This window comes from Streptomyces dysideae, assembly GCF_001514305.1.
GTDB classification, from domain to species: domain Bacteria; phylum Actinomycetota; class Actinomycetes; order Streptomycetales; family Streptomycetaceae; genus Streptomyces; species Streptomyces dysideae.
In genome coordinates, this window is the sequence record NZ_KQ949078.1 from 408,461 (window position 1) to 430,778 (window position 22,318).

Consider the following 22,318-nt stretch of genomic DNA (forward strand, 5'->3'; position numbering starts at 1 on the left):
ACAGACCGCCCCGGCTGCGTCGGACGCAGCCGGGGCGGTTCGCCTTTCGGCAGGGTTTGGGCAGGGTTTGGGCAGGGTTCACGCCTTGAGCAGCGCGGCCGTCAGGTCGTCGGGGCGGGTGAACTGGGCCTCGTGGCTGCCGGTGTACTCGATGACCGGGGTGTCGGGGCCGAGGCGCTGCGGGAAGCGGGGGGTCCAGCCGTACTCGCCCGGCGGCAGGGCCAGGTCCTCGGTGCCGACCACGTAGGAGGCGGGGACGCCGAGCGCGGCCGGGTCGACGGGGGTGACGGTCTCGGTGAAGTAGCGCAGGGGCTGCGGCACCAGCAGGCCGTGGACCAGGCGCTGGGCGCTCTCGTCGCCGTCCTGCATGAAGGCCCCCGTGAACACCTCGTAGGGGAAGACGATGCTGTCGTTCCCGGACGCGGCGGCGAGCTGCCGGAACATCTCCGCGTAGTGCGGCGGGACCTCGTCCATCAGGGACCGTCCCTCCGCCGGGACGAACGCGCTCCAGTAGATCAGCCTGCGCAGGCGTGGTGCCAGCCGCGGTGCCGCCGCGGTGAGCGGGTAGCCGCCCCAGCTGTGCCCGACCAGCGTGACGTCCCGCAGGTCGTGCCGCTCGACGAGGTCGACCACGAAGTCGCCGACATCCGCCAGGCCGTACTTCTGCGGGTCGTCTCCGTCGGCGAGGCCGGGCAGGTCCGGGGCCAGGACGCGGTGACCGGCGGCGCGCAGCCGCTCGGCCACCAGGCGCCAGGTCCAGCCGCTGTGACAGGCGCCGGAGATGAGGACGAAGGTCTGTGCCATGGCGTCTCCTTTGACGCTGGGTGCGACGCGAAGGGTGCCGTCACGGGGACGGCCGTCGTATGAGTGAAATATCGGTCGCCTGTGAGACGATCGTCAAGTGGTTGACACATATCGAGGTGGGGCCCGGCAGGGGTCCAGGAGGTGCTTGTGAAACCGCGGTCACTGGTCTTCGACCTGTTCGGTGACTATCTGCGCTACCGGGGCGGCGACGTCCGGCTGCGCGGTCTGGTCGCGCTGATGGACTGCTTCGACATCCCCGAGAGTACGGTGCGGGTGGTTGCCGCCCGGATGCGCAAGGAGGGCTGGCTGGACAGCCGCCGTGAGGGCAGGGAGACCGTCTACGCCCTCACCGACGCCTCCTGGCGGCTGCTCGACGAGGGCCGGGAGCGGATCTTCGGGCGTGCGCCCGGTCCGTGGGACGGGCAGTGGCACATGGTCATCTACTCGGTGCCCGAGGCCGACCGGGCACTGCGCGAGCAACTGCGCAAGAAGCTGTCCTGGCTGGGCTTCGGCCTGTTGTCGGCGTCCGTGTGGATCAGCCCGCACGACCGGATCGCCGAGGTCAGGGAGAGCCTCGCCGACCAGCCCTCGGTGCGGATGGACGCGCTGCACGCCCGCTCCGAGGGGGCGGAGGTCGACCGGGGCATGGCGGCCCGCTCCTGGGACCTGACGACCCTCAACAAGGAGTACACCGAGCTGATCGACCGCTACCGGCCCCGTCTCGCCGGCTACCGCGCGGGGCGGCTGCGCGGCCGGGACGCGCTGGTCGAGCGCATGCACCTGATCCACGACTACCGCCTGCTGCCCTTCAGGGACCCCGACCTGCCGCCCGAACTGCTGCCCGAGGGCTGGGTGGGCCGACTCGCCCACGAGGTGTTCCTCGAGGCCCATGGCCTGCTGCGGGCGGAGGCGGAGGGGTACGTCGACGAGGTGATCGGTGGTGCCGGGGGCTGACCGGGTGGCGCAGCTGATCAGGCGGCGCAGCTGATCAGGCGGCGCAGTGCCGAAAAGATGAGTTTCAAAATCTAGACGACCGTCACGTCAGTGTCGTACGTTTGGCTCAGGTAATCCCGAAGGAGTGAGTCCGCCGTGACGATCACCGACGAACGTGCCGCGCTGGAGAGGCTCTACGCCGACTTCGAGGCCGCGCACCTGACACCGCTGTGGACCCAGCGCGAGGGCCTGATGACGCAGGCGCCGCAACCGGACGCCGTACCCGCCCTGTGGCGCTGGTCGGTGCTCCATCCGCTCGCCGAGCGCAGCGGCGACCTCGTCCCCGTCGGCCGGGGCGGCGAGCGCCGCGCCATCGCGCTGGCCAACCCGGGACTGCCCGGCACCGCGTACGCCACCCCCACTCTGTGGGCCGCGATCCAGTACCTCGGCCCCGGCGAGGAGGCGCCCGCGCACCGGCACACCCAGACCGCGTTCCGCTTCGTGGTGGAGGGCGAGGGCGTGTGGACCAACGTGGAGGGCGACCCGGTGGCGATGCGCCGCGGCGACCTGCTGCTCACGCCCGGCATGCACTTCCACGAGCACCACAACACCACCGAGCGGCCCATGGCCTGGATCGACGGCCTGGACATCCCGCTCGTGCGCCAACTCGACGCCGGTTTCTTCGAGTTCGGCCCGGACCGGCTGGCCACCCGCGCCACCCCCGCCGCCTCCCGCAACGAGCGGCTGTGGGGCCACCCGGGCCTGCGCCCGCTCGGCGCCCCCGCCACCCCGTCCTCCCCGCTCATGGCGTACCGCTGGGAGCACACCGACGCGGCGCTCACCGCCCAGCTGGAGCTGGAGGACGAGGGCTACCCGGGCGTGGTCGAGCCCGGCCACGCGGTCGTACGGTTCACCGACCCGGCCACCGCGCGCGACGCCCTGTCCACCATCCGCACCGAGATGCACCGGCTGCGCCCCGGGACCCGCACCGCGACCACCCGTGTGGTCGGCTCCGCCGTCTGGCAGGTCTTCGACGGCACCGGCACGGTCGAGATCGGCGACCAGCGCTACGACGTCACCAAGGGCGACCTGTTCGCCGTCCCCTCCTGGGCCCCGCTGACCCTCTCCACCGCCGACAGCGGCCTGGACGCCTTCCGCTTCTCCGACGACCCCGTCTACGAGGCCCTCGGCCTCGCCCGCACGCACCGAGAGGAGCCGTCCGCATGAGGCTCGCGACCATCCGTACACCCGAGGGCACCCGCGCCGTCCGCGTGGACGAGGACGCCGCCGTCGAACTCGGCCACCCCGACCTGGGCGCGCTGCTGCGCCGCCCCGACTGGCGGACCGAGGCGGCCGCCGCGAACGGACCCCGCCACGACCTGGCCGGGCTGGACTACGCGCCGCCCGTCCCGTCCCCCGAGAAGATCGTGTGCGTAGGGCTCAACTACCGGAACCACATCCTGGAGATGGGCCGCGAACTGCCCGAACACCCCACACTGTTCGCGAAGTTCGGCCGCGCCCAGGTCGGGGCCCACGACCCGGTCGTCCTGCCCGCCGGATCCGGTGCGGTGGACTGGGAGGCCGAACTCGGCGTGTACATCGGCGCCGAGGTCCGGCACGCCACGCCCGACGAGGCCCGCGCCGCGATCGCCGGGTACACCGTCGTCAACGACGTCACCGCACGCGACTTCCAGTACCGCTCGCCGCAGTGGCTGCAGGGCAAGACCTTCGAGGCCAGTACACCGGTGGGGCCCTGGCTGGTGGTCACGGAGGAAGAGCGGCCGCTGTCACGGGAGTTGACCTGCACGGTCGACGGCGAGCTGATGCAGAAGGCCGACACCGGCGACCTGGTCTTCGACCCGGCGGCCCTGGTCGCGTACATCTCGGCCATCGTCACCCTCGCGCCCGGCGACCTGATCGCCACCGGCACCCCCGGCGGCGTCGGCCACGCCCGCAAGCCCCCGCGCTATCTGACCGAGGGCAGCGAACTGGTGACCCGCGTCGAGGGCATCGGCGACTGCCGCAACACCCTGGTGAGGGGCTGACCATGCGTATCGCTGTCGTCGGCGGCGGCCCGGGAGGGCTGTTCTTCGCCGCGCTGATCCGGCAGGCCGACCCGTCCGTCGAGGTGACCGTCTTCGAACGCAACCGGGCCGACGACGCGTTCGGCTTCGGCGTGGTGTTCTCCGACCGTACGCTCGCCGGCATCCACGACGCCGACCCCGTGCTCCGTGAGGCGCTGGACACACACGGCCGGCACTGGGACGACATCGAGGTACGGCTCAAAGGGGAGCGGATCCGCTGCGGCGGCAACGGCATGGCCGCGATCGTCCGCCGCACCCTGCTGGCGCTGCTCCAGGAACGGGCCCGCGACCTGGGCGCGGACCTCCGCTTCGAGACCGAGGTGCACACGGACCACCTGGCCGACCTGGCCGACCTGGACGGCTACGACCTCGTGGTCGCCGCCGACGGCACGTCGTCGCGGATCCGCGACACCCTGGCGCGGCGCCTGGAGCCGGCCGTCGAGACGGCGACGGCGAAGTTCGTCTGGTTCGGCACGGACTACCTGTTCGACGGGCTCACCTTCGTCCACGAACGCGGACCGCACGGCGTCTTCGCCGTCCACGGCTACCCGATCAGCGCGGACGTGAGCACGTTCATCGTCGAGACGGACGAGGCGACCTGGCGCGCCGCCGGTCTCGACGCCTTCGACGTGACCCGGCCCCCCGGCCCGAGCGACCTGGTGACCAAGGCGTACCTGGAGAAGCTGTTCGCCGACCAGATCGACGGACACCGGCTCCTGGTCAACAACTCCCGCTGGGGCAACTTCCGCACCCGCCGCACCCGCCACTGGTACGTCACCGAGCCCCGCCCGGTGGTGCTGCTCGGCGACGCCGCGCACACCGCGCACTTCTCCGTCGGCTCCGGCACCAAGATGGCCATGGAGGACGCGATCGCGCTCTCCGCCGCCCTCACCAAGCACGCCGACGACCTCCCGGCCGCCCTCGCCGCGTACGAGGCCGCCGCCCGGCCGTCGGTCGAGGCGATCCAGAACGCGGCCCGGCCCAGCCTGGGCTGGTGGGAGCACTTCGGCGAGTACCACGACGCCTTCGAGCCGTGGCAGTTCGCCTACCACTTCCTGTCCCGCAGCATCACGGACGGACGGCTGGCACGGCGGGCACCGGACTTCGTCGGGGACAGTCACGCCCAGTGGCAGGCACGCCACGGTGCCGAGCCCCTGGACACCCCGCTCGACCTCGGCGCGGGGCGGCTGCCCGGCCGGGTCATGCTGGTCGGACCCGACGGCACCACCGCGGTGGGCGGCACCGGAGAACCGCTGCCGCTGCGGGAGTCCGCGCCGGACACCCCGGAGCCCTGGGGTGCCCGGATCACGGCCCCCGACGACGAGTCCGGTCTCCCCGCCGCGTACGCGCGGCTCGCCGAGTTCGCCGACGCCGGTCCGCTGCTGGTCGCCGTACACGGAGGTACGACGTACACGCGCGCCCTGCTCACCGAGCGGGCCCGGCTGCGCCACGCACTGCCCGCGCTGCTGGTCGACGACACGCTGGACCGGGACCGCGCGGTCACCGCCGTGCTGTCCGGGCGGACCGACCTGGTCGGTGCCGCCGCCGAGACGGTCGCGGCGTGGGAGGTGACCCGATGACGGACACGGCATCAGGTGGGGCCCCCACCACGGCCACCGCCTTCGACGCCCCGAGCGACGGACTCGACGCCCTCTTCGCCCCCCGCGGCATCGCCGTCATCGGCGCCTCCCGCGACCCGGCGAAACTGGGCGCCGCACTGGCCCGCTCGGTCGCCGCGTTCCCCGGCCACGTGGCGCCGGTCAACGCGCGCGACCCGGAGCCGGCCTCCGGTGTCCACGCGTCGGTCGAGGAGGCCGCCGAGCACGGCCCCGTCGACCTCGCCCTCGTCTGCCTCCCGGCCAGGGCCTGCGCGGACGCCGTCGCCGAGGCCGCCAAGGCCGGGGCGCGGGCCGCCGTGGTCTACGGGGGCGGGTTCGCCGAGGCCGGACCGGAGGGCGAGCGGTACCAGCGGGAGCTGGCCGACGTCGCCGAGCGCACCGGCATCCGGCTGCTCGGCCCGAACACCTCGGGGTTCCTCGCGCCCGGCCGGGGTCTCACCGCGAGCTTCGTGCCGGGAGCGGCCGACGTGCCGACCGGCCGGATCGCCGTGGTGGCGGCCAGCGGGGGCGTGAACCACGCCCTGGCGTTCCTGCTCGGCGAGGCCGGGCACGGCGTGAGCCTCGCGGTCGGGCTCGGCAACAGCGTGGACGTCACGACCGCCGACGTACTGAATCACCTGGCCGACGATCCGCACACCACCGCCGTGGCCCTGCACATCGAGTCCGTGGCCGACGGCCGCCGCCTGACCGACGCCGTCGCACGTCTCGCCGCCACCCGCCCCGTCGTCGCGCTCGTCGTCGGCCGCCACGACGTCGGCGCCTTCGCCGCCTCCCACACCGGCGCCCTCGCCACCTCCTGGCGCACCACCCGCGCCGCCCTCGCCCAGGCGGGCGCCGTCCTGGTGGACGACGAACGCGAACTGGTCGACGCGGTGGGCGCCCTGTCCCTCGTACGACTGCCCGCGGCCGCCGATGCGGGAGTGGGCGTGGTGACCGCGCAGGCCGGGCCGGGACTGCTGCTCCTGGACGACCTGCGCGGGCGCCGCGCCGCCGTACCCGAGCTGGGCGCGGACACCCGGCGCGCGCTGGCCGAGGTGCTGCCGCCGCTGACGTACCAGGCCAACCCGGTCGACACCGGCCGCCCCGGCCCCGGCTTCGCCGCCGTACTGGACGCGGTGGCCGCCGATGAGGCCGTGGACCTGATCGCCGGGTACGCGCTGCACGAGCCCGGCACCTTCGACCTGGTCGAGGCCGTCGACACGGTCAGGGGAAGCGTGCCGTTGGTGCTCGGCGTCGGTGGCGCGGGCGAGGACGTACGGCGCGTGCGCCGCGCCCTGCTGGAGCGGGGCGTGCCGGTGGCCGCCGACCCGCACGGGCTCGCCGCCATGACCGGTGCCCTGCTCGCCGACGCCCGCGCCCGGCGCCGTACGACGGCCGGGACGGGCGCACCTCGGGTGGCCGTGGAGCCCGGCCCCGGACCCTGGGACGAGGACCGGGCCAAGACGCTCCTCGGCGCGCTCGGCGTGCCGACCATGCCCCGCCGGGCCTGCGCCGACCGCGCGGAGGCGCACCGGGCGCTGGCCGAACTGCCCGGCCCGGTGGCGGTGAAGCTGCTGGACGCGGCCGTGCTGCACAAGACCGAGATCGGTGGCGTCCGGCTCGGGGTGCGCACCCCGGACGAGCTGGACGCCGCCCTCGACGCGATCGAGGCGGCGGGAGCCTCGCCCACGCGACGGCAGCCGCACAGTCAGCGCTTCCTGGTCGAGTCGATGGCCCCGGCCGGCGTGGACCTCGTGGTCGGCGCCCGCCGCGACCCGGTGTTCGGCCCGGTCGTCCTGGTAGGCCTCGGCGGCACCACCGCCGAAGCCCTGGCGGACGTGAGCATCCGGCTCGCCCCGCTCGGTGCGGAGGAAGCCGCCGCCATGCCCGCCGAGCTGGCCGGACACGCCCTCCTCGACGGCTGGCGCGGCGGGCCGGTACTGGACCGCACCGCGCTCGGCGAGACGGTGGCGGCCCTCGGCGACCTGCTCGCCGCCCACGCCGGACTCGCCGAGATCGAAATCAACCCGCTGCGGCTGACCGCCCAGGGCCTCGTCGCGCTGGATGCTGTCTGTATCGCCGCTGAAGCCGCGGATGCCGAGCATGCCGCCGAAACCACTGAAGCCGCTGCGAGAGAAGGTGGTGACTGATGGCCGCACCCATCAGCGAGGGAACGGTTCCCTGGCCGAAGGCCGACGCCGACCGCTACACGGCCGCCGGATACTGGGCGGGCCGCCCGCTGGGCGATCTGCTGCGCGAGACGGCCGACCGCATGCCGGACGCGACCGCGCTCGTCGACGGCGAGCTCCGCCTGACCTACGCCCAACTCGCCGGCCGCGCGGACGCGTTGGCGCTGCGGCTGCTCGACCTCGGGCTCGCCCCCGGCGACCGGATCGTGGTCCAGCTGTCCAACGGCTGGGAGTTCACCGTCCTGACCTGGGCCTGCCTGCGCGCCGGGATCGTGCCGGTGATGGCCCTGCCCGCGCACCGCCGTCATGAACTGGCCTACCTGGCCGCGCACTCCGAGGCGACCGCCATCGCCGTACCCGACCGGCTGCGCGACTTCGACCACCAGGCGCTCGCCCACGAACTCGGCAAGGAGATCCCGGGCCCCTGGCACGTCCTGGTCGCCGGGGACGAGATCGGCCCCGGCAGCGTGGACCTGCGCGCCCTGTGCGCCCCCGGCGAGGACCCGGCGGCCGACCGGGCCCGCCCAGGGCCCGGGTCGGAAGTGGCGCCTGCCGGGCGACGCCCGGCACGCTCCCCCACTGCCTCAAGGGCGTGGGAGGTGCCCCCACTCGCCGCACCGGGCGAAAGCCCAAGTACGTCCAGGCCCTTCGGGCGGACGATGCCTTCCGCCCGGCACGCCGAGAGCACGCTCGCCCACGCTCGAACCCGAGCTCGCGCGGGGGCACCCCCATCGCCGCCGCCCGGCCCGCCCTCCGGGCGGACGACGCCACTTCCGGCCCAGGCCCTGGACACCGCCGCCCCCGGCAGCCGCGACGTCGCGGTGTTCCTGCTGTCCGGCGGCACCACCGGCCTGCCCAAGCTGATCGCCCGCACCCACGACGACTACGCCTACAACGCCCGCGCCGCCGCCGAGGTCAGCGGCGTCGACGCCGACACCGTCTACCTGGTGAGCCTGCCCGCCGGGCACAACTTCCCGCTGGCCTGCCCGGGCATCCTGGGCACCCTGCTGGCCGGCGGCCGGGTGGTGATGCTGCCGAGCCCCGAACCGGCCCGTGCCTTCGCCACGATCGCGGCGGAAGGCGTGACCCACACCGCCGTCGTGCCCGCGGTCGCCGGACGCTGGCTGGAACACGCCGAGGAGCACGGGGCGCAGCAGGCGAGCAGCCTGCGCGTCCTGCAGGTCGGCGGATCCCGGCTCGCCGACGAACTGGCCCGCCGGGTGCGCCCTGTACTCGGTACGACGCTCCAGCAGGTGTTCGGCATGGCCGAGGGCCTGCTCAACTACACCCGCCTCGACGACCCCGAGGACGTCGTCTGCACCACCCAGGGCCGCCCCATGTGCCCGGACGACGAGGTACGGCTGGTCGACGAACTCGACCAGGACGTCCCTGAAGGCGAGCCCGGCTCCCTGCTCACCCGCGGCCCCTACACCCCGCGCGGCTACTACCGCGCCGCCGAGCACAACAAGCGGGCGTTCACCGAGGACGGCTGGTACCGCAGCGGCGACATCTGCCGCCGTACGCCGGAGGGCAACCTCGTCGTCGAGGGCCGGGACAAGGACATGATCAACCGGGGCGGGGAGAAGGTCTCCGCGGAGGAGGTCGAGAACCTCGTCTACGAGCTCACCGACGTCAGCCAGGCGGCGGCCGTGGCCATGCCCGACCCGGCGCTGGGCGAGCGCGTCTGCCTCTACGTCGTCGCCAGGCCGGAGCACGACGCCCCCACCCTGGACGCGATCCGCGCCGCCATGGAGGAGGCCGGGGTGGCCCGCTTCAAGCTGCCCGAACACCTCGTGTGCGTCGAGGAGCTGGCCGCCACCAAGGTGGGAAAGATCGACAAGAAGGCGCTGCGCGCGGACATCGCGGCCCGCCTGACCGCCACGGGCCGAGGAAATACGGGAAACACCCCATGACAAGTCGCCACGACCTCACCGTCACCCTGCCGTGGATGCGCGAGGGCACGGCCCTGCTGTCGGGCGTGGCCGACGGCCTCACCGACGACGACCTGCGCGCCCCCAGCGCCCTCCCCGGCTGGACCAGAGCGCACGTCATCGGCCACGTGGCCCGCAATGCCGAGGCCCTCGTCCGCCTGGCCACCTGGGCACGCACCGGCGTCCGCACCCCGATGTACGCGAACCGTGAGCAACGCGCCGCCGAGATCGAGTCCTCGGCGGCTCTCCCGCCCGACGTACTGCGAGGGCAGCTGAAGTCCACGGCCGCAGAACTGCAGGACGCCCTGGCGGCCCTCGACCCCACCACCTGGCAGGCCGAGGTCACCAGCGCCCTGGGGCGCACCATCCCCGCCGCCGAGATCCCCTGGATGCGGGTACGCGAGGTGTGGCTGCACGCCGTCGACCTGGCATCGGGAACGACCTTCACGGACCTCCCCGCCCCCCTGATCGACACCCTCCTCGACGACGTCACCGCCACCCTGTCCACCCGCCCCGCATGCCCGGCGGTCCGCCTCACCCCGACCGACCGTGAGACGACCTGGCACCTCGGCCCGCCGACGGCCCAGGCACCCGTCCTGGCCAGGGCACCTGCCGCAGAGCTCCTGGCCTGGACGACCGGCCGTTCGTCCCGGCCCGAACCGGTGCGCCTGCCGCCCTGGCTGTGACAGGCCGCGCGGTTCACCGACGGTTTCCTTCCGTGCCTGTCGCACTGTCTGTCACGCCCCCGACCGTCACGCCCTCCGCCCGCGCCCCGGCGCTGCGGAGCGCAGGAGGCGGAGCAGACGGGTGCGGCGCGGAACGCGGTGCCGGACGGTCTTCTCGACCGCGTCGCAGTCCGCCCACGCGGCGTCGGCGGCCGCCGCGTCAGGTCTGCGGCCCGCGTACTCGACCTCGTTGACCAGCGTGGCCAGTGCCGGCAGGCGCCGGCCCATGGCGCCGCCCACGTGCTCCGCGCCGAAGGCGGCGACCTCCTGCGCCGTGTGCGCTCCCGTGGCGGGAAGGCCGATCTCCGTGAGGCGTTCGATGATCTGCTGCCAGGCGCCGAGGACCCTGCGCCGCGCGTCCGGGTCGTTGCGCCGTCTGCCGCGCCTGTTGTGCGGCAGCCACAGTGCGTACAGCACATAGGCCGTGGCGAGCAGGAGCAGCGCGAGAGGAACAGCGAGCCATACGGGCAGCCCGGAGCCGGACGCACCCGCGGCGGCGGGGGCTGCCTCGTCCGGCGTGCGCGGCGGCGTCGACGGCCGCGCCGGTTCGGTGCTCTCCCGGTCCGCCTGGTCAGCGTTCCGGCGTTCCTCGGGCTCCTGTGCCGATACGGCGGAGGAGCCGCCCTGCGCGGCCTCGCCGGGCGTCGGGTGGAACGGCACCCAGCCGACACCGGCGAACCTCACCTCCGGCCAGGCCAGCACGTCCTGTCCCCGTACCTGCCAGGTGCCGGAGCCGGTCCGCGTACCCGGGCGGAACCCCACGGCCACCCGGGTGGGAAGGCCCAGGGTGCGCGCCAGTACCGCGAACGAGGCGGCGAACTGCTCGGACGTACCGCGCCCGCCGTCCGCCAGGAAGAACTCCAGGCTCCGGTAGGTGTGGCCGGGCAGCGCCCCTGGGTCGAGCCGGTAGGTCGCGCGCAGCCAGTCGGCCAGTCGCACGGCCCGCTGGTACGGGTGGGTGCTGCCCTCGGTCACCCGTTCGGCGATCGTCCTGAAGGACCGCACGGAGGGGATCGGCTGCCCGGCCGCGTCGATGCCGGGGAGGTCCACCCGTGCCGGGTCGTCGGCGGCAGCGGCGTATCGCAGCCGCTCCGCGTCGTACACGGGGAGGTGCGAGGTCGCGGTGTAGGTGAAGCCGCGCGGGACCGCCTCTCCCGTGGAGAGCACTCCGCTGTCCGGGTCGACGGACAGGGAGGTGCCCTCGGGCGTGCTCACGGACGAGGGCCGGTCGGCGGCGGGGAGCCAGATGCCGGGCAGCGACTGCACGGTGAAACGCTGTTCGAGCATCTGGGTACGGCCCGGGCCGGCGCCCTTCTCCGCCGGGACCCGGCCACCGGTACGGGTCAGCCCGGCGCCGCTGGTCCAGGTCGTCCCGTCGTATCGGTCGAGGACCGCCAGCCGGTAGTTCCCGGGGGCCGCGCCCGAGGTCCGTACGGTGAAGACCGTCTCGTCGCCGTTGCGCGTCCAGGCCGCGACCTGGTCCAGCGGGCTGGTGGACTCCGGCCGTACGGTCGGCGAAGTGACCGCCTCCCGAAGGCCGTAGGGGGCGCCGAGACCGGGAAGGTGCCGGCCCGGCAGCGCCACGACGAGCGCGAGCGCGACGACGACCGGCAGCCGGAGTGCCATGGCACGCAGCGGGAGCCGGGCCCGTGAACGCACCAGTACCAGCAGCGCCGTGGCCCCGGCCAGCACGCCGGCGGCCGGGTACGACGATCCCGGGCCGTCCACGCCGAGCACCAGCGGGAAGCCGAAGGCGAGGACCGGCGGCAGGGCCGGGAGCAGCGGGGCGCGGGTGCGCAGGGCGAGTTCCGCGGAGGCGAAGGCGGCCGTCCATACGACGGCGTGCGGCAGCACAAGCAGCTCGGGATCGCCGGGCGCGGGCAGGATGATGGAGAGCAGCGCGTGCGGGGCGTCGAGCAGCGCGGACCACGCGGCGCGCAGCGCGGGCCCGCCGGGCAGGCCGTCGCTCACCTCGTGGAACAGCGTCGCGCTGACGACGACGGCCCATGCGACGACGGTCAGCAGCACGGACGGCCAGAGCGGCATGGCGGGGCGGCCCTCGCGGGCGGGGCGGCGGCCGAGCAGACCCGACAGCACCGCCGACAGGACGACCGGGGCGAACACGGCCACCGCCAGCACCGGAAGCAGCTCGGACGGCGGGAAGATCCGGGCGAATCCGTAGCCCGCGGCGCCGGACAGAGCGGCCACGGGCAGCAGTGACCACAGCCGTCGGGCCCGGTCCGCCGCCTCCCCCGAGGTGCCGCTCGCCCGCGCAGCCGCCGTCGGCGCCGGGTCCGGTGGTACGGCGCCTTGGCCCGGTGGAGAGGCCACAGCGGCCGTGGTGCTCATCGCACGGCCTCCCAGCGCCATCCGGCCAGCAGTTCGTCCAGTGACGCGACGTGCAACTGCGGTACGTCGGAAGCGGGGCCGGACACATCGCGCATGGCCGCGGCTTCGGCGCCGACGCGCAGCATGGTCACGCGGTCGAAGCGGCGCCGTACCCGGTCGACGGCACTGAGCCCCCGGGTGTCGCCGGTGCCGGTGACGACGACCAGCGCCCCGCCCCCGCGGTGGTTCTCCAGGCCGTCGAAGGCAGCGGTCACGGACCTCAGGTCCGAGCGTTCCACGACGGCCAGCCCGTCCAGGAGCGCCTCACCGTCGTTGCCCGAGCCATCGGTGTGCAGGACCGGTCCCGCCTCGCTGACCAGGTGCACGGGGAAGTGGGAGCGGGCGGCCGCGTAGGCGACGGAGGCCGCGCAGTCCACGGCCAGCTCGAAGTCGTCCTCCGAGGCGTAGGCACGCCGCCGGGTGTCGAGCACGAGTGTGGTGTGCGGGAGCGAGACATCGACCATCTGGCGGACCATCAGCGTGCCGGTGCGGGCCGTCGACCGCCAGTGGACCCGTCGCAGGTCGTCGCCGAGCACGTACTCGCGCAGCGCGTGGAAGGTCAGCGAGCCGTCGTCGGCGGTGTCGGAGGCCGGGCCCTCCACATGGTGCGCCTGCCCGGACGGCAGCACGGGCAGCGGGCAGACCCGGGGCCGTACGAGCAGCGTGTCCGAACCGCCGTACGGGCGCATGCGGCGGGCGAGCCCCAGGGGGTCGGTGCGCTCCAGCCGCAGCGGCCCCACCGGGACGCGGCCGCGGCGGGCGGTGGGCAGCGCGTACCGCAGTTCGTGGGCCGTGCCCGGGCGCAGCGGCGGTACGTCGACGGTGATGTCCCGTTCGCCGCACCGGTCGACGGCGCGCAGGCCCCGCCGGGTACGGCCCCCGGTGTTGGTGAGGGTGAGGCGGCCCTCGGCGGGATCGCCCCGGCCCACCCTGCTCGGCGTGATCTGCCGCTCGGCGCCCAGTACGGGTGCGGGCAGTGTCCACAGGACGGCGACGGCGACGGCGAGCACGCAGGTCACGCCGAGCGCCGCGGCCTCGCCGTACCCGAGCGCGTAACCGACGGGGGTCAGCACGGCGCCCCCGGCCAGCACGCCCCACCCGGTGGCCGACAGCATCAGACGCGTGCCCCGCTGTCCAGCCGCACCGTGGCCAGCACGTCGTCGATCACGTCCGCGCCGGTGCGGCCGCTCAGCTCGGCCTCCGGGGTGAGGATCAGCCGGTGCGCGAGGACGGGCCCGGCCAGCGCCTTGACGTCCTCGGGGAACGCGTACGGCCGGGACTGCGAGGCAGCACGCACCCGCACCGCGCGCAGCAGGGCGACGGAGCCGCGCGGCGAGGCACCGAGGCGTACGTCGGGAAGGGAGCGGGTCGCCGCCACCACCCGCACCAGGTAGTCGTACAGCGCGTCGGCCACCTGCACCTCGGCGGCGGCCTCGATGAACTCCGCGATCTCCCGGGCGGTGGCGACGGGAGTCAGCGACTCGGGGGTGGGGCCCGTGCCCGCTCCGGTGCCGGTGAGGACCGCGACCTCGGAGGCGTGATCGGGGTAGCCGACGGTGATCCGCATCAGGAAGCGGTCGAGCTGCGCCTCGGGCAGCGGGTAGGTGCCGCCCATGTCCACCGAGTTCTGGGTGGCCACCACCATGAACGGACGGGGCACCGGGTGAGTGGTGCCGTCGGCGGTGACCCGGCGCTCCTCCATCACCTCAAGCAGCGCGGACTGGGTCTTGGGGGAGGCGCGGTTGATCTCGTCGCCGAGCACGATGTTGGCGAAGACCGGGCCGGGGAGGAACTCGAACGCGCCGGTGTTCTGCCGGTAGACGGTGACGCCGGTGATGTCGGAGGGCAGCAGGTCCGGGGTGAACTGCACGCGCGCGAAGTCGGCCTCGATGGAGGCGGCGAGGCAGCGGGCGAGGGTGGTCTTGCCGGTGCCGGGCACGTCCTCGATCAGCAGATGGCCTTCGGAGAACAGGCAGGTCAGAGCCAGCTCGATGGTGTCGCGCTTGCCCTTGACGACGCGCTCGATGTTGTCGGCGAGGGCGTGGAAGAGGGGGGCGAAGCGGGCGGGGCCGTCGGTGGGGGGAGAGGTCATTCGCATGCCCAGACGTCGGGGTTGGAGCGGGACTCCACATAGTGGTCAGTGACGTACCCGGTGATGTTCTTGTCGAGGGTGGGGTCGTAGTAGGTGAGGCGGGCCCAGACATCAGTTGTCTTTGAGTTGATCGTGATTACTTGGCCCTTCGTGTTGCAGTGGACCGTGACCTCGGGGTTCTCCCCGGGAGGGATGCCTCCTGCCCGGCCGCCCTCTGTGCTGTGGGGCATGTTACGGATCCCGAGATCGCGTCCGTCGGGCTTGTTGTGCACGATGTTCATCTTCTGAGCGGGCAGGGACAGGTCGATCCACCCGGATGCCGCCGCGCCCGATCCGGCGGCATTGCTCGCCATCACCGCCACCCCGCGGACGATGCCGTTCCGCAGACCGCTGTACGTGTGACTGGGCTCGGTGGTCTCCGCCGTCCCGCCGGGCCCGTTGAGCGTGTACGTCACCGAGCCGTCGGCACCCTGCGGAGGCAGCCAGGTCACCGTGCCGCCGTGTCCGCCCTGCGCGGGAGTGAAGGTGAGTTCCCGCGGCGCCCCCGGTGCGACGCACGGGCGCGCGAGTGCCGAGGGCGCGGACTCCTTGCTCGGCTTGTCCCCGGCGTACTCCGCGACCACGGTGAAGCCGTACTGCTCCTCGCACGACCCGCCCCTGACCTCGAAGGTGAACGGGCCGTCGGGGCCGATCTCCTCCGGAGTGACGGTCTGGTCCGGCGCCGACCCCTTGAGTACATAGCGCTGCGGGGTCGCGCCCGCCACCGGGGCGAAGGTGATCCGGATGGCGCCCGACCGCGACTCCACCTGCGGTGCCCCCGGGGCCCCGGGCTCCGCGCAGCCGGTCTCCCAGTGGAGTTCGCAGTCCTGGGTCGGCGCGGGTGAGGGCTCTGTCTGCGTCGGCTCCGGTGTCTGCCCGGAGGGGGCGCTCGGAGCCGGGACGGTCGCGCTCGGGACAGTCGCCGGGGGTGGAACCTGTGCGGCGGCGCCGCCCGTCGGGACGCTGTCCTCGACCGGCCTGTCCCCGGGCTTCCGCGCGGACGGCACATCCGTCTCGTACTTGCCGATGCGCCTGACCTCGCCGTCGGCGTCGATCACCGCGGCGGTGGCGCCGTCCTGGTCGTTCACCCACAACAGGCCGTCGCGGACGAAGAGTTCGAGTTCACCCGCCCCGTCGGTGATCCGTACCGGTTCGGCGAGCGCGGAGAGGGAGGTGTCGTACACCAGCAGTCTGCCGGTGGACTCGTCCGGTATGTAGACCCTCTTGCCGAGCAGTTGGGGTGCTCCCAGATCGTGGCCTTCCGCCGGCACGCGGGCGCGCAGCGTGTGCCGGCTGCGGACGTCCGTCATCATCAGCTCCCCGCTGCCGGTGGCCAGCACCGGCACCACGGAGCCGTCGGTGCTCGCCGGCACCAGGAGACCGGCCGGGGCCGACCCGGCGGTCGCGCCGTCGAGCGCGAAGGTGCCCTGCGTGCCCGTGACCGTCAGCACCTTCATCTCGGCGGCGGTCCTGTCCGTCACGACGGGCCGGCCTCCGGCCAGGGTCAGCGCCAGATCGTGGCCCGCCTCGGCCACCTTGACCGCCGTGCTCTTCAGGCCCTTGACGAACGGCACCACCGTGCCCTGGTCCGGCAGCGGCACCCACAGCGTGCCGTCCCCGTCCACCACGGCGGCTCCCGGCTTCCCGCCCAGTTGCACCGGCGGGCTCTCGGCCGTCGTCATCGCCGGGTCGATCCGCTGGACGGTGCCCTTCGCGGGGTCGAGGACATAGGCGTACGCGCCGCCGGAGAGCAGTTGCAGCCCCGCCGCGCCGTAGTCCGCGGACTGTTCGGCGGTGAGCTGCGAGGCGTCGATCCGTACGACCTGGCCGGTCTGCTCGTCCAGCACCAGAGTGGTCCTGCCGTCCTGCGCGACCGAGACCGGGTGGCCCGCCATCCCGGCCGGCAGTACGGCCTTGCCGTCCACGTCACCGGTCAGGCCGTTGGCGTGGGCGACTTCGCCCTTCTCGCTGCTGGCCAGCCAGGCGGCGACGTCGGCGAGCCTGGGCCGGGTGCCGGACGCGCCGGCTCCGACGGCGAGTGAGGTACCGATGAGCGCGCCGACCGCGCCGACCGCCAGGTAACCCGTGACGCGGTTGCCGGTCGGCCGCAGCCTTGCCCAGGCGGCCGTGACCAGTGCCGCGCCGCGCGGACGCGGGCTCGGCGTCCCCTGCTCCCCCGGCATCTCCGCCCCCACTGGTGGATATTCAAATCTGCTGGGGAGAAGGGTAATTGAAGCCACGGGAGGTGTCAGTGGCGACAGGGACGCGAGATGGTGAGTGGCGTGCGGGCCGCTCTTGGCTCAGCAGGCGGCGACCCACTCACGCTCCTGACGATTCGGCCATTCAGCAGGCTGGCGTCAGTCGATGCGGGCGCAGAGGTCGTCCGTCGTCCCGTGCACCAGGTTCACGGCCTTGTACCCGGCGGAGCTGATGTCCATCGTGTACACCCCGTCGATGATGTACAGGCCGCGCGGCAGGTTGCCCCTGCCCTCGCCGACGCCGACCAGCACCGGGCCGTGCACGGCCCAGAACTGGGAGCCGTCGGTGCGGTGCTCGACGAGGGCCGAGCCGCTCGCGTCGGCGTCGTGGAAGGCACCGGTCTCGGTGTTCGTGACCCGTACGACCAGATCGCCCTTGTACGCGACGCGCTTCGCCGTACCGTCGGGGTAGGTGTCCAGTACGCGCTTCATCACCTCGTCGATGACGGGCTCGCCGTGAACAGGGAAGTCGCACCGCAGCCCGGCATCGACGTCCCACGGCGCGGAAGGTGCCGGCTCCCAGCCGGTGCCGGCTCCGGCGGACGCGGGCTGTGCGCCCAGGACTACGGCGGCAAGTGCCAGCGGTGCGAGAACGGTTCGTCGCATGACTCTCCCTGGTCGGAGGGGTGAAAGGAAGTTCCGCCGAAGAGGCGTATGCCAGTCTCTCGCCGCCCTCTGACCAAACCCTCACCACGACCGGCACGGACCGCGGACACTCGGCCCCACTAGGCTGCCGAGCGCCATGGAGTTCCAGTTGCTCGGACCGTTCGCCGCCCGCCACGAGGGACGACAGGTGCTGGTGGGCAGCCGCCGCCAAGAGCGGTGCCTGCTGTCGGTCCTGCTGCTGCACGCGGGCCGCGCCGTGCCGACCGAGCGCCTCATCGACCTGCTGTGGAACGGCGATGCGCCCGCCTCCGCCCGCGGCACCGTCCACACCTACATAGGTCGATTGCGCGCCGCTCTCAGGCCGTACGGCGTGCCGGTCGAAACCCGGCATGACGGCTACGCCGTCGAGCAGGGCCCGCATACGATCGACGCGCGGGAGTTCACCCTCCTCGTCCGGCAGGCGGCCGATGCCGGTGACCCCGCGGAGCGAGTCCGCCTCTACGACCAGGCCCTCGGGCTGTGGCGGGGCCCGCTGCTCGCCGACGTGGCCGACGACCAACTGCGCATCCGCCTCGGCGGTTCCCTCGACGAACTGCGCCTCTCCGCCGTGGAGCGGCGAGCGGAGGCACAGCTCACCATCGGTCTCCACGACCGCGTCGTGGCGGATCTGACACCGCTGGTCGAGGAGCATCCAGGGCGGGAACGGCTGGTCGCCACCCAGATGACCGCTCTCTACCGCGGCGGCCGCCAGGCCGATGCCCTCGAGCTGTACCGCAGCACGCGAAAGGCGCTGATGACCGGGTTCGGCATCGAGCCGGGCGCGGAACTGCAGACGCTGCACGACCGCATGGTGCGTGGCGACCACCGGCTGGACCGGCCTCCCGGACCCGTATACGCCGTGCGGGTCGACGACCAGTGGCTGCCATGGAGCACGAGCGGACACCCCGCCCTGGAGTTCTGCAACACCTACGCCGGCTGGGGCGGTGACCGGCTGCCGGGATCGGATTGGCTGCGCGGCTACGCCACGCTCGCCGTATGGGCCGGCCATATGGATCTGATCGAGGAGCGGTTGGTCACCCGGCTGCGTGAACAGGCGCTGCGGCACCCCGACGAGGCTGCTGCCACGCTCGCCGAGGCTCGGCAGTTTCGTACGAACCTTTATGCCTGCCTGACCGATCCGGGGGACGCCCGTGCGTTCAAGGCGGTGGCCGGCACGGTGGAGAACGCGGCCAGGCACTCGGTCTTCTCCCGCGGCGAGGACGGCCTCGGACGCTGGCAGCCCTCACCCTCCGCCGGTTTGCGGCTGCCCGTCTGCGCGGTTGCCCGTAGCGCGGGCGAACTGCTCGCGGATCCACGGCGCTTCACGGTCCGCAGCTGCCCCAGTGAGGACTGCGGCTGGCTGTTCCTCGACACGAGCGGCCGGCGCAGATGGTGCAGCTTGGCGACCTGCGGCGCCAAACGGACGTCCGGCGGGCACTGACGCAGGCGCCGACCAGCGGGCCCGCCGCCCGAGGCCGTTCAGAGTGTCTCCGTCCGCCTCGCGCCGAGCGGCCGGCGTGGCGCGCGTCCGCTGCAGGGCACTGTTGACCGTCGGCTCGGTCGTCTTCCTCTCGTCGCTCATGTCCGGCCCGCGGCGCCGGAATCCTCAGCAGCCTCGTACGAGGCGCCGACGGCGGCACCGTCGTGGCCCCCGGGGGGTGTGGCGCGCCGTCGCGCGGTCAACCGAGTGGCGATCGGCTCGGTGAGGCGGGCGGTGAGCGGTCCGACGATGACGAGGATGAGGACGTAGGCGGTGGCCAGCGGTCCGAGGGAGGACTCGATGCCGGCGGAGACGGCCAGCCCGGCGATCACGATGGAGAACTCGCCGCGGGCGACCAGGGTGCCGCCGGTGCGCCAGCGTCCTCTGACCGAGATCCTGGCGCGCTTCGCGGCCCAGTAGCCGGTCGCGATCTTCGTGGCGGTGGTGACGGCCGCCAGGGCGAGTGCCGGGAGCAGGACCGGGGGGATGCTGGCGGGGTCGGTGTTGAGGCCGAAGAAGACGAAGAAGATCGCGGCGAACAGATCGCGCAGCGGGGCGAGCAGGTTGTGCGCGCCCTCGGCGACCTCACCGGACAGGGCGATGCCCACCAGGAACGCCCCCACGGCGGCGGAGACCTGGAGTTCCTGGGCGATGCCGGCGATCAGCAGGGTCAGTCCGAAGACGACCAGCAGCAGCTTCTCCGGGTCGTCGTGGGAGACGATGCGGGAGATGACCCGGCCGTGGCGCAGGGCCAGGAACAGGACGAGCCCCGCCACCCCGAGGGCGACGGCCAGGGTGATGCTGCCGGCGGCCAGGCTCAGGCCGGCCAGCAGAGCGGTGATGATCGGCAGGTAGAGCGCCATGGCCAGGTCTTCCAGCACCAGGATGCTCAGGATGACCGGGGTCTCGCGGTTGCCGAGCCGTCCCAGATCCGCGAGGACCTTGGCGATGACGCCGGAGGAGGAGATCCACGTGACGCCGGCCAGGACCACCGCGGCCACCGGCCCCCAGCCGAGCAGCAGCGCCAGGGCCGCGCCGGGCAGCGCGTTCAGCGCGGCGTCGACCAGCCCGGCCGGGTAGTGGGTCTTGAGGTTGGTGACCAGGTCGCTGGCGGTGTACTCCAGGCCCAGCATGAGCAGCAGCAGGACGACGCCGATCTCGGCGCCGATGGCGATGAACTCCTCGCTGGCCCCCAGCGGCAGCAGCCCGCCCTTGCCGAAGGCGAGTCCGGCCAGCAGATACAGCGGGATGGGGGAGAACTTCAGGCGCCCGGCCAGGCGGCCGAGCAGGCCCAGGCCGAGAATGATGGCGCCGAACTCGATCAGGAAGACCGCGGAGGAGTGCACCGGGCTCACTCCCGTCCGAGAATCGCCGCGGCCGCCTCCACACCCTCGCGGGTGCCGATCACGATCAGGATGTCGCCGCCGGCCAGCCGGAAGTCCGGTCCGGGTGACGGGATCGCGTCCGCCCGGCGCAGCACCGCCACGATCGAGACGCCGGTCTCGGTCCGCATCCGGGTGTCGCCCAGCACCCGCCCGTTCCAGTGTGACGTGGACGGCAGCTCGATGCGTTCCGCCACCAGTCCCAGGTCGGTGGTGGACAGTAGGTTCGGACTGCGGTGGGAGGGCATCATCGCGTCGATGAGCGAGGCCGCCTCTCCTTCCGTGAACCGCAGCGACAGCGCGCACGCATCCGGATCGTCCTCGCGGTACACACTCAACGTTCGCGCTCCGTCGCGTTCCGCGACCACCGAGATCTGTCTGTGCTCGTGTGTGGTCATGTCATAGCGAACCCCGATACCCGGCAACGGTGTACTGCTCATCCGTGGAACACCCACAGCCGACCCCTGTCCTCATGTGGCTTCACTGCCGCGGCCTCCGGAGAACGCCTGCCTCCGGTGCCATGACCAGCCTATTTCGCCACCGCCGAGACCGGCTGGGAGGACCGCCCCCGGGTGGAGTCCTGGAGTCCTGTCAGGCGGGCGGCAAGGGCCTGGTGTCGGCCGGGGCGCTCCTGCTCGGGGAGGCCCGGACGATGGTGATCAACCGGTCCGTCAGCTGGAGAGATTCGGCCTGGGGATCGTCGTAGCCGAGCAGCCGGTGTCCGCGGAGCACGGACACCACCAGGTCCTCGATCTCCCGTACGTTCTTGCCCACTTCGGCTTTCGTCACCGGCCGTTCGACGATGTCGAGGCCGCTGCCCTGCTGGATGAGGTCCTCCAGGACCCGGCCGGCGCTCGGGCTGAGGAGGGACAGGCCCAGGAGGTGGCCCGCGGCGCTGGCGCTGGTGATGACGGAGTCCGCGCCCGACTGGCGCAGCAGAGGTGCGTTCTCCTCCTCCCGCACCGCCGCGACGATCTTCGCGGCGCGGTTGAGCTGACGAGCCGTCAGGGCAACCAGGACGGCGGTGTCGTCGCGCTGTGTGGCGATGATGATCTGTTTGGCCTTCTGCGCCTCGGCCCGCAGCAGCACCTCGCTGCGCGTCGCGTCCCCGACCACGCCCGCGAAGCCATCGGCGAGCGCCGTTTCGATCACCCTCTCGTTCGGGTCGACGACCACGACCTGCTCCTTCTTCAGGCCCGTCGCGCGAAGGCTCTGGAGGGCGGTGCGCCCCTTGGTGCCGAAACCGACGACCACGGTGTGATAACGCAAAGTGGACCTCCATCGGGACAGCTGCCACTGCTCGCGGGTGCGCTCGGTGAGTACTTCGAGGGTGGTGCCGACCAGAATGATCAGGAAGAGCACGCGCAGCGGCGTGATGACGAGGATGTTGGTCAGACGTGCGCTGTCGCTGAGCGGGATGATGTCGCCGTAGCCGGTGGTGGAGAGGGTGACGGTCGCGTAGTAGAAGGCGTCGAGCACGTCGACCGACTCGTCGGCGTTGTCGCGATAGCCGCCCCGGTCGATGTAAACGACGGCGACGGTCGTCAGCAAGACCGCCAGGGCCATCAGGAGTCGTCTGACGACCTGCTGGAGAGGCGGGACGACGGACCGGTGGGGCAGCCTGACCGGCAGGTCGGGGCGGTGTTTCTCCGCACGCTGCGCCATCGTGTCGTATCGGGGCAGCTTCACCGTGTCTCCCACGGAAGACCGAGGATCTCGCGTTCCCTGCCGCACGTTGTCTGCCGACAGCTGCCTCCGCCGGTCCGTGTC

The 22,318-nt window shown here is 73.1% G+C and carries 17 protein-coding genes; 8 read left to right on the forward strand and 9 right to left on the reverse strand.

Going from position 1 to position 22,318, the window contains the following annotated elements:
• Nucleotides 1-78 precede the first annotated feature (78 nt).
• Complete coding sequence (locus tag AQJ91_RS10285; protein WP_067018671.1) at nucleotides 79-804, reverse strand: alpha/beta fold hydrolase; 726 nt, start codon at nucleotides 802-804, stop codon at nucleotides 79-81.
• 147 nt (nucleotides 805-951) lie between these two features.
• Between AQJ91_RS10285 and AQJ91_RS10290 the strand changes: the two genes are divergently transcribed.
• From AQJ91_RS10290 to AQJ91_RS10320, 7 genes are all read left to right on the forward strand, one after another.
• The gene (locus tag AQJ91_RS10290) at nucleotides 952-1,758 is read left to right on the forward strand and encodes a PaaX family transcriptional regulator (RefSeq protein ID WP_067018673.1); all 807 of its coding nucleotides are present in this window, start codon (nucleotides 952-954) and stop codon (nucleotides 1,756-1,758) included.
• A gap of 135 nt (nucleotides 1,759-1,893) precedes the next feature.
• Complete coding sequence (locus tag AQJ91_RS10295; RefSeq protein WP_067018676.1) at nucleotides 1,894-2,964, forward strand: cupin domain-containing protein; 1,071 nt, start codon at nucleotides 1,894-1,896, stop codon at nucleotides 2,962-2,964.
• Nucleotides 2,961-3,782: a fumarylacetoacetate hydrolase family protein gene (locus AQJ91_RS10300; RefSeq protein ID WP_067018678.1), complete on the forward strand. Its 822-nt coding sequence runs from the start codon at nucleotides 2,961-2,963 to the stop codon at nucleotides 3,780-3,782. Before AQJ91_RS10295 ends, AQJ91_RS10300 begins: the two co-directional genes overlap by 4 nt.
• Before the next feature lie 2 nt (nucleotides 3,783-3,784).
• Complete coding sequence (locus tag AQJ91_RS10305) at nucleotides 3,785-5,401, forward strand: FAD-dependent monooxygenase (RefSeq protein ID WP_067018680.1); 1,617 nt, start codon at nucleotides 3,785-3,787, stop codon at nucleotides 5,399-5,401.
• The gene (locus AQJ91_RS10310; protein ID WP_067018682.1) at nucleotides 5,398-7,569 is read left to right on the forward strand and encodes an acetate--CoA ligase family protein; all 2,172 of its coding nucleotides are present in this window, start codon (nucleotides 5,398-5,400) and stop codon (nucleotides 7,567-7,569) included. The genes AQJ91_RS10305 and AQJ91_RS10310 overlap by 4 nt, the downstream gene beginning before the upstream one ends.
• Nucleotides 7,569-9,521, forward strand: coding sequence for a (2,3-dihydroxybenzoyl)adenylate synthase (locus AQJ91_RS55375; RefSeq protein WP_079084811.1), 1,953 nt, complete (start codon nucleotides 7,569-7,571; stop codon nucleotides 9,519-9,521). Before AQJ91_RS10310 ends, AQJ91_RS55375 begins: the two co-directional genes overlap by 1 nt.
• Nucleotides 9,518-10,225 (forward strand): maleylpyruvate isomerase family mycothiol-dependent enzyme, encoded by a 708-nt coding sequence (locus AQJ91_RS10320; protein WP_067018684.1) that lies wholly within the window; start codon nucleotides 9,518-9,520, stop codon nucleotides 10,223-10,225. The genes AQJ91_RS55375 and AQJ91_RS10320 overlap by 4 nt, the downstream gene beginning before the upstream one ends.
• 66 nt (nucleotides 10,226-10,291) lie before the next feature.
• On the opposite strand, the gene AQJ91_RS10325 is transcribed toward AQJ91_RS10320, so the two are convergent.
• The 5 genes from AQJ91_RS10325 to AQJ91_RS10345 form a co-directional block, all read right to left on the reverse strand.
• Nucleotides 10,292-12,613 (reverse strand): transglutaminase TgpA family protein, encoded by a 2,322-nt coding sequence (locus tag AQJ91_RS10325; protein WP_234381985.1) that lies wholly within the window; start codon nucleotides 12,611-12,613, stop codon nucleotides 10,292-10,294.
• Nucleotides 12,610-13,767 carry a DUF58 domain-containing protein gene (locus tag AQJ91_RS10330; protein WP_067018687.1) on the reverse strand — a complete coding sequence of 386 codons (1,158 nt, stop codon included), beginning with the start codon at nucleotides 13,765-13,767 and terminating at the stop codon, nucleotides 12,610-12,612. Before AQJ91_RS10330 ends, AQJ91_RS10325 begins: the two co-directional genes overlap by 4 nt.
• Nucleotides 13,767-14,744, reverse strand: a complete 978-nt coding sequence (locus tag AQJ91_RS10335) for an AAA family ATPase (RefSeq protein WP_067018689.1) — start codon at nucleotides 14,742-14,744, stop codon at nucleotides 13,767-13,769. The genes AQJ91_RS10330 and AQJ91_RS10335 overlap by 1 nt, the downstream gene beginning before the upstream one ends.
• Nucleotides 14,741-16,966, reverse strand: a complete 2,226-nt coding sequence (locus AQJ91_RS10340) for a hypothetical protein (RefSeq protein ID WP_067018691.1) — start codon at nucleotides 16,964-16,966, stop codon at nucleotides 14,741-14,743. The genes AQJ91_RS10335 and AQJ91_RS10340 overlap by 4 nt, the downstream gene beginning before the upstream one ends.
• Before the next feature lie 174 nt (nucleotides 16,967-17,140).
• Nucleotides 17,141-17,647, reverse strand: coding sequence for a hypothetical protein (locus AQJ91_RS10345; RefSeq protein WP_067018692.1), 507 nt, complete (start codon nucleotides 17,645-17,647; stop codon nucleotides 17,141-17,143).
• Nucleotides 17,648-17,783: 136 nt separating this feature from the next.
• On the opposite strand from AQJ91_RS10345, the gene AQJ91_RS10350 reads away from it, so the two are divergent.
• A complete protein-coding gene (locus AQJ91_RS10350) occupies nucleotides 17,784-19,127 on the forward strand; it encodes an AfsR/SARP family transcriptional regulator (protein ID WP_067018693.1) in 1,344 nt (447 codons plus the stop codon).
• A 137-nt stretch (nucleotides 19,128-19,264) separates the two neighbouring features.
• Here AQJ91_RS10350 and AQJ91_RS10355 read toward each other — a convergent pair whose 3' ends face one another.
• The 3 genes from AQJ91_RS10355 to AQJ91_RS10365 all read right to left on the reverse strand — a co-directional run bounded on the left by AQJ91_RS10355 (nucleotide 19,265) and on the right by AQJ91_RS10365 (nucleotide 22,237).
• The gene (locus tag AQJ91_RS10355) at nucleotides 19,265-20,512 is read right to left on the reverse strand and encodes a cation:proton antiporter (RefSeq protein ID WP_079084824.1); all 1,248 of its coding nucleotides are present in this window, start codon (nucleotides 20,510-20,512) and stop codon (nucleotides 19,265-19,267) included.
• 5 nt (nucleotides 20,513-20,517) lie between these two features.
• On the reverse strand, nucleotides 20,518-20,988 hold the full coding sequence (locus AQJ91_RS10360) for a cation:proton antiporter regulatory subunit (RefSeq protein ID WP_067018695.1): 471 nt from the start codon (nucleotides 20,986-20,988) through the stop codon (nucleotides 20,518-20,520).
• Between the two features lie 151 nt (nucleotides 20,989-21,139).
• Complete coding sequence (locus AQJ91_RS10365) at nucleotides 21,140-22,237, reverse strand: potassium channel family protein (RefSeq protein ID WP_067018801.1); 1,098 nt, start codon at nucleotides 22,235-22,237, stop codon at nucleotides 21,140-21,142.
• Nucleotides 22,238-22,318: the final 81 nt, after the last annotated feature.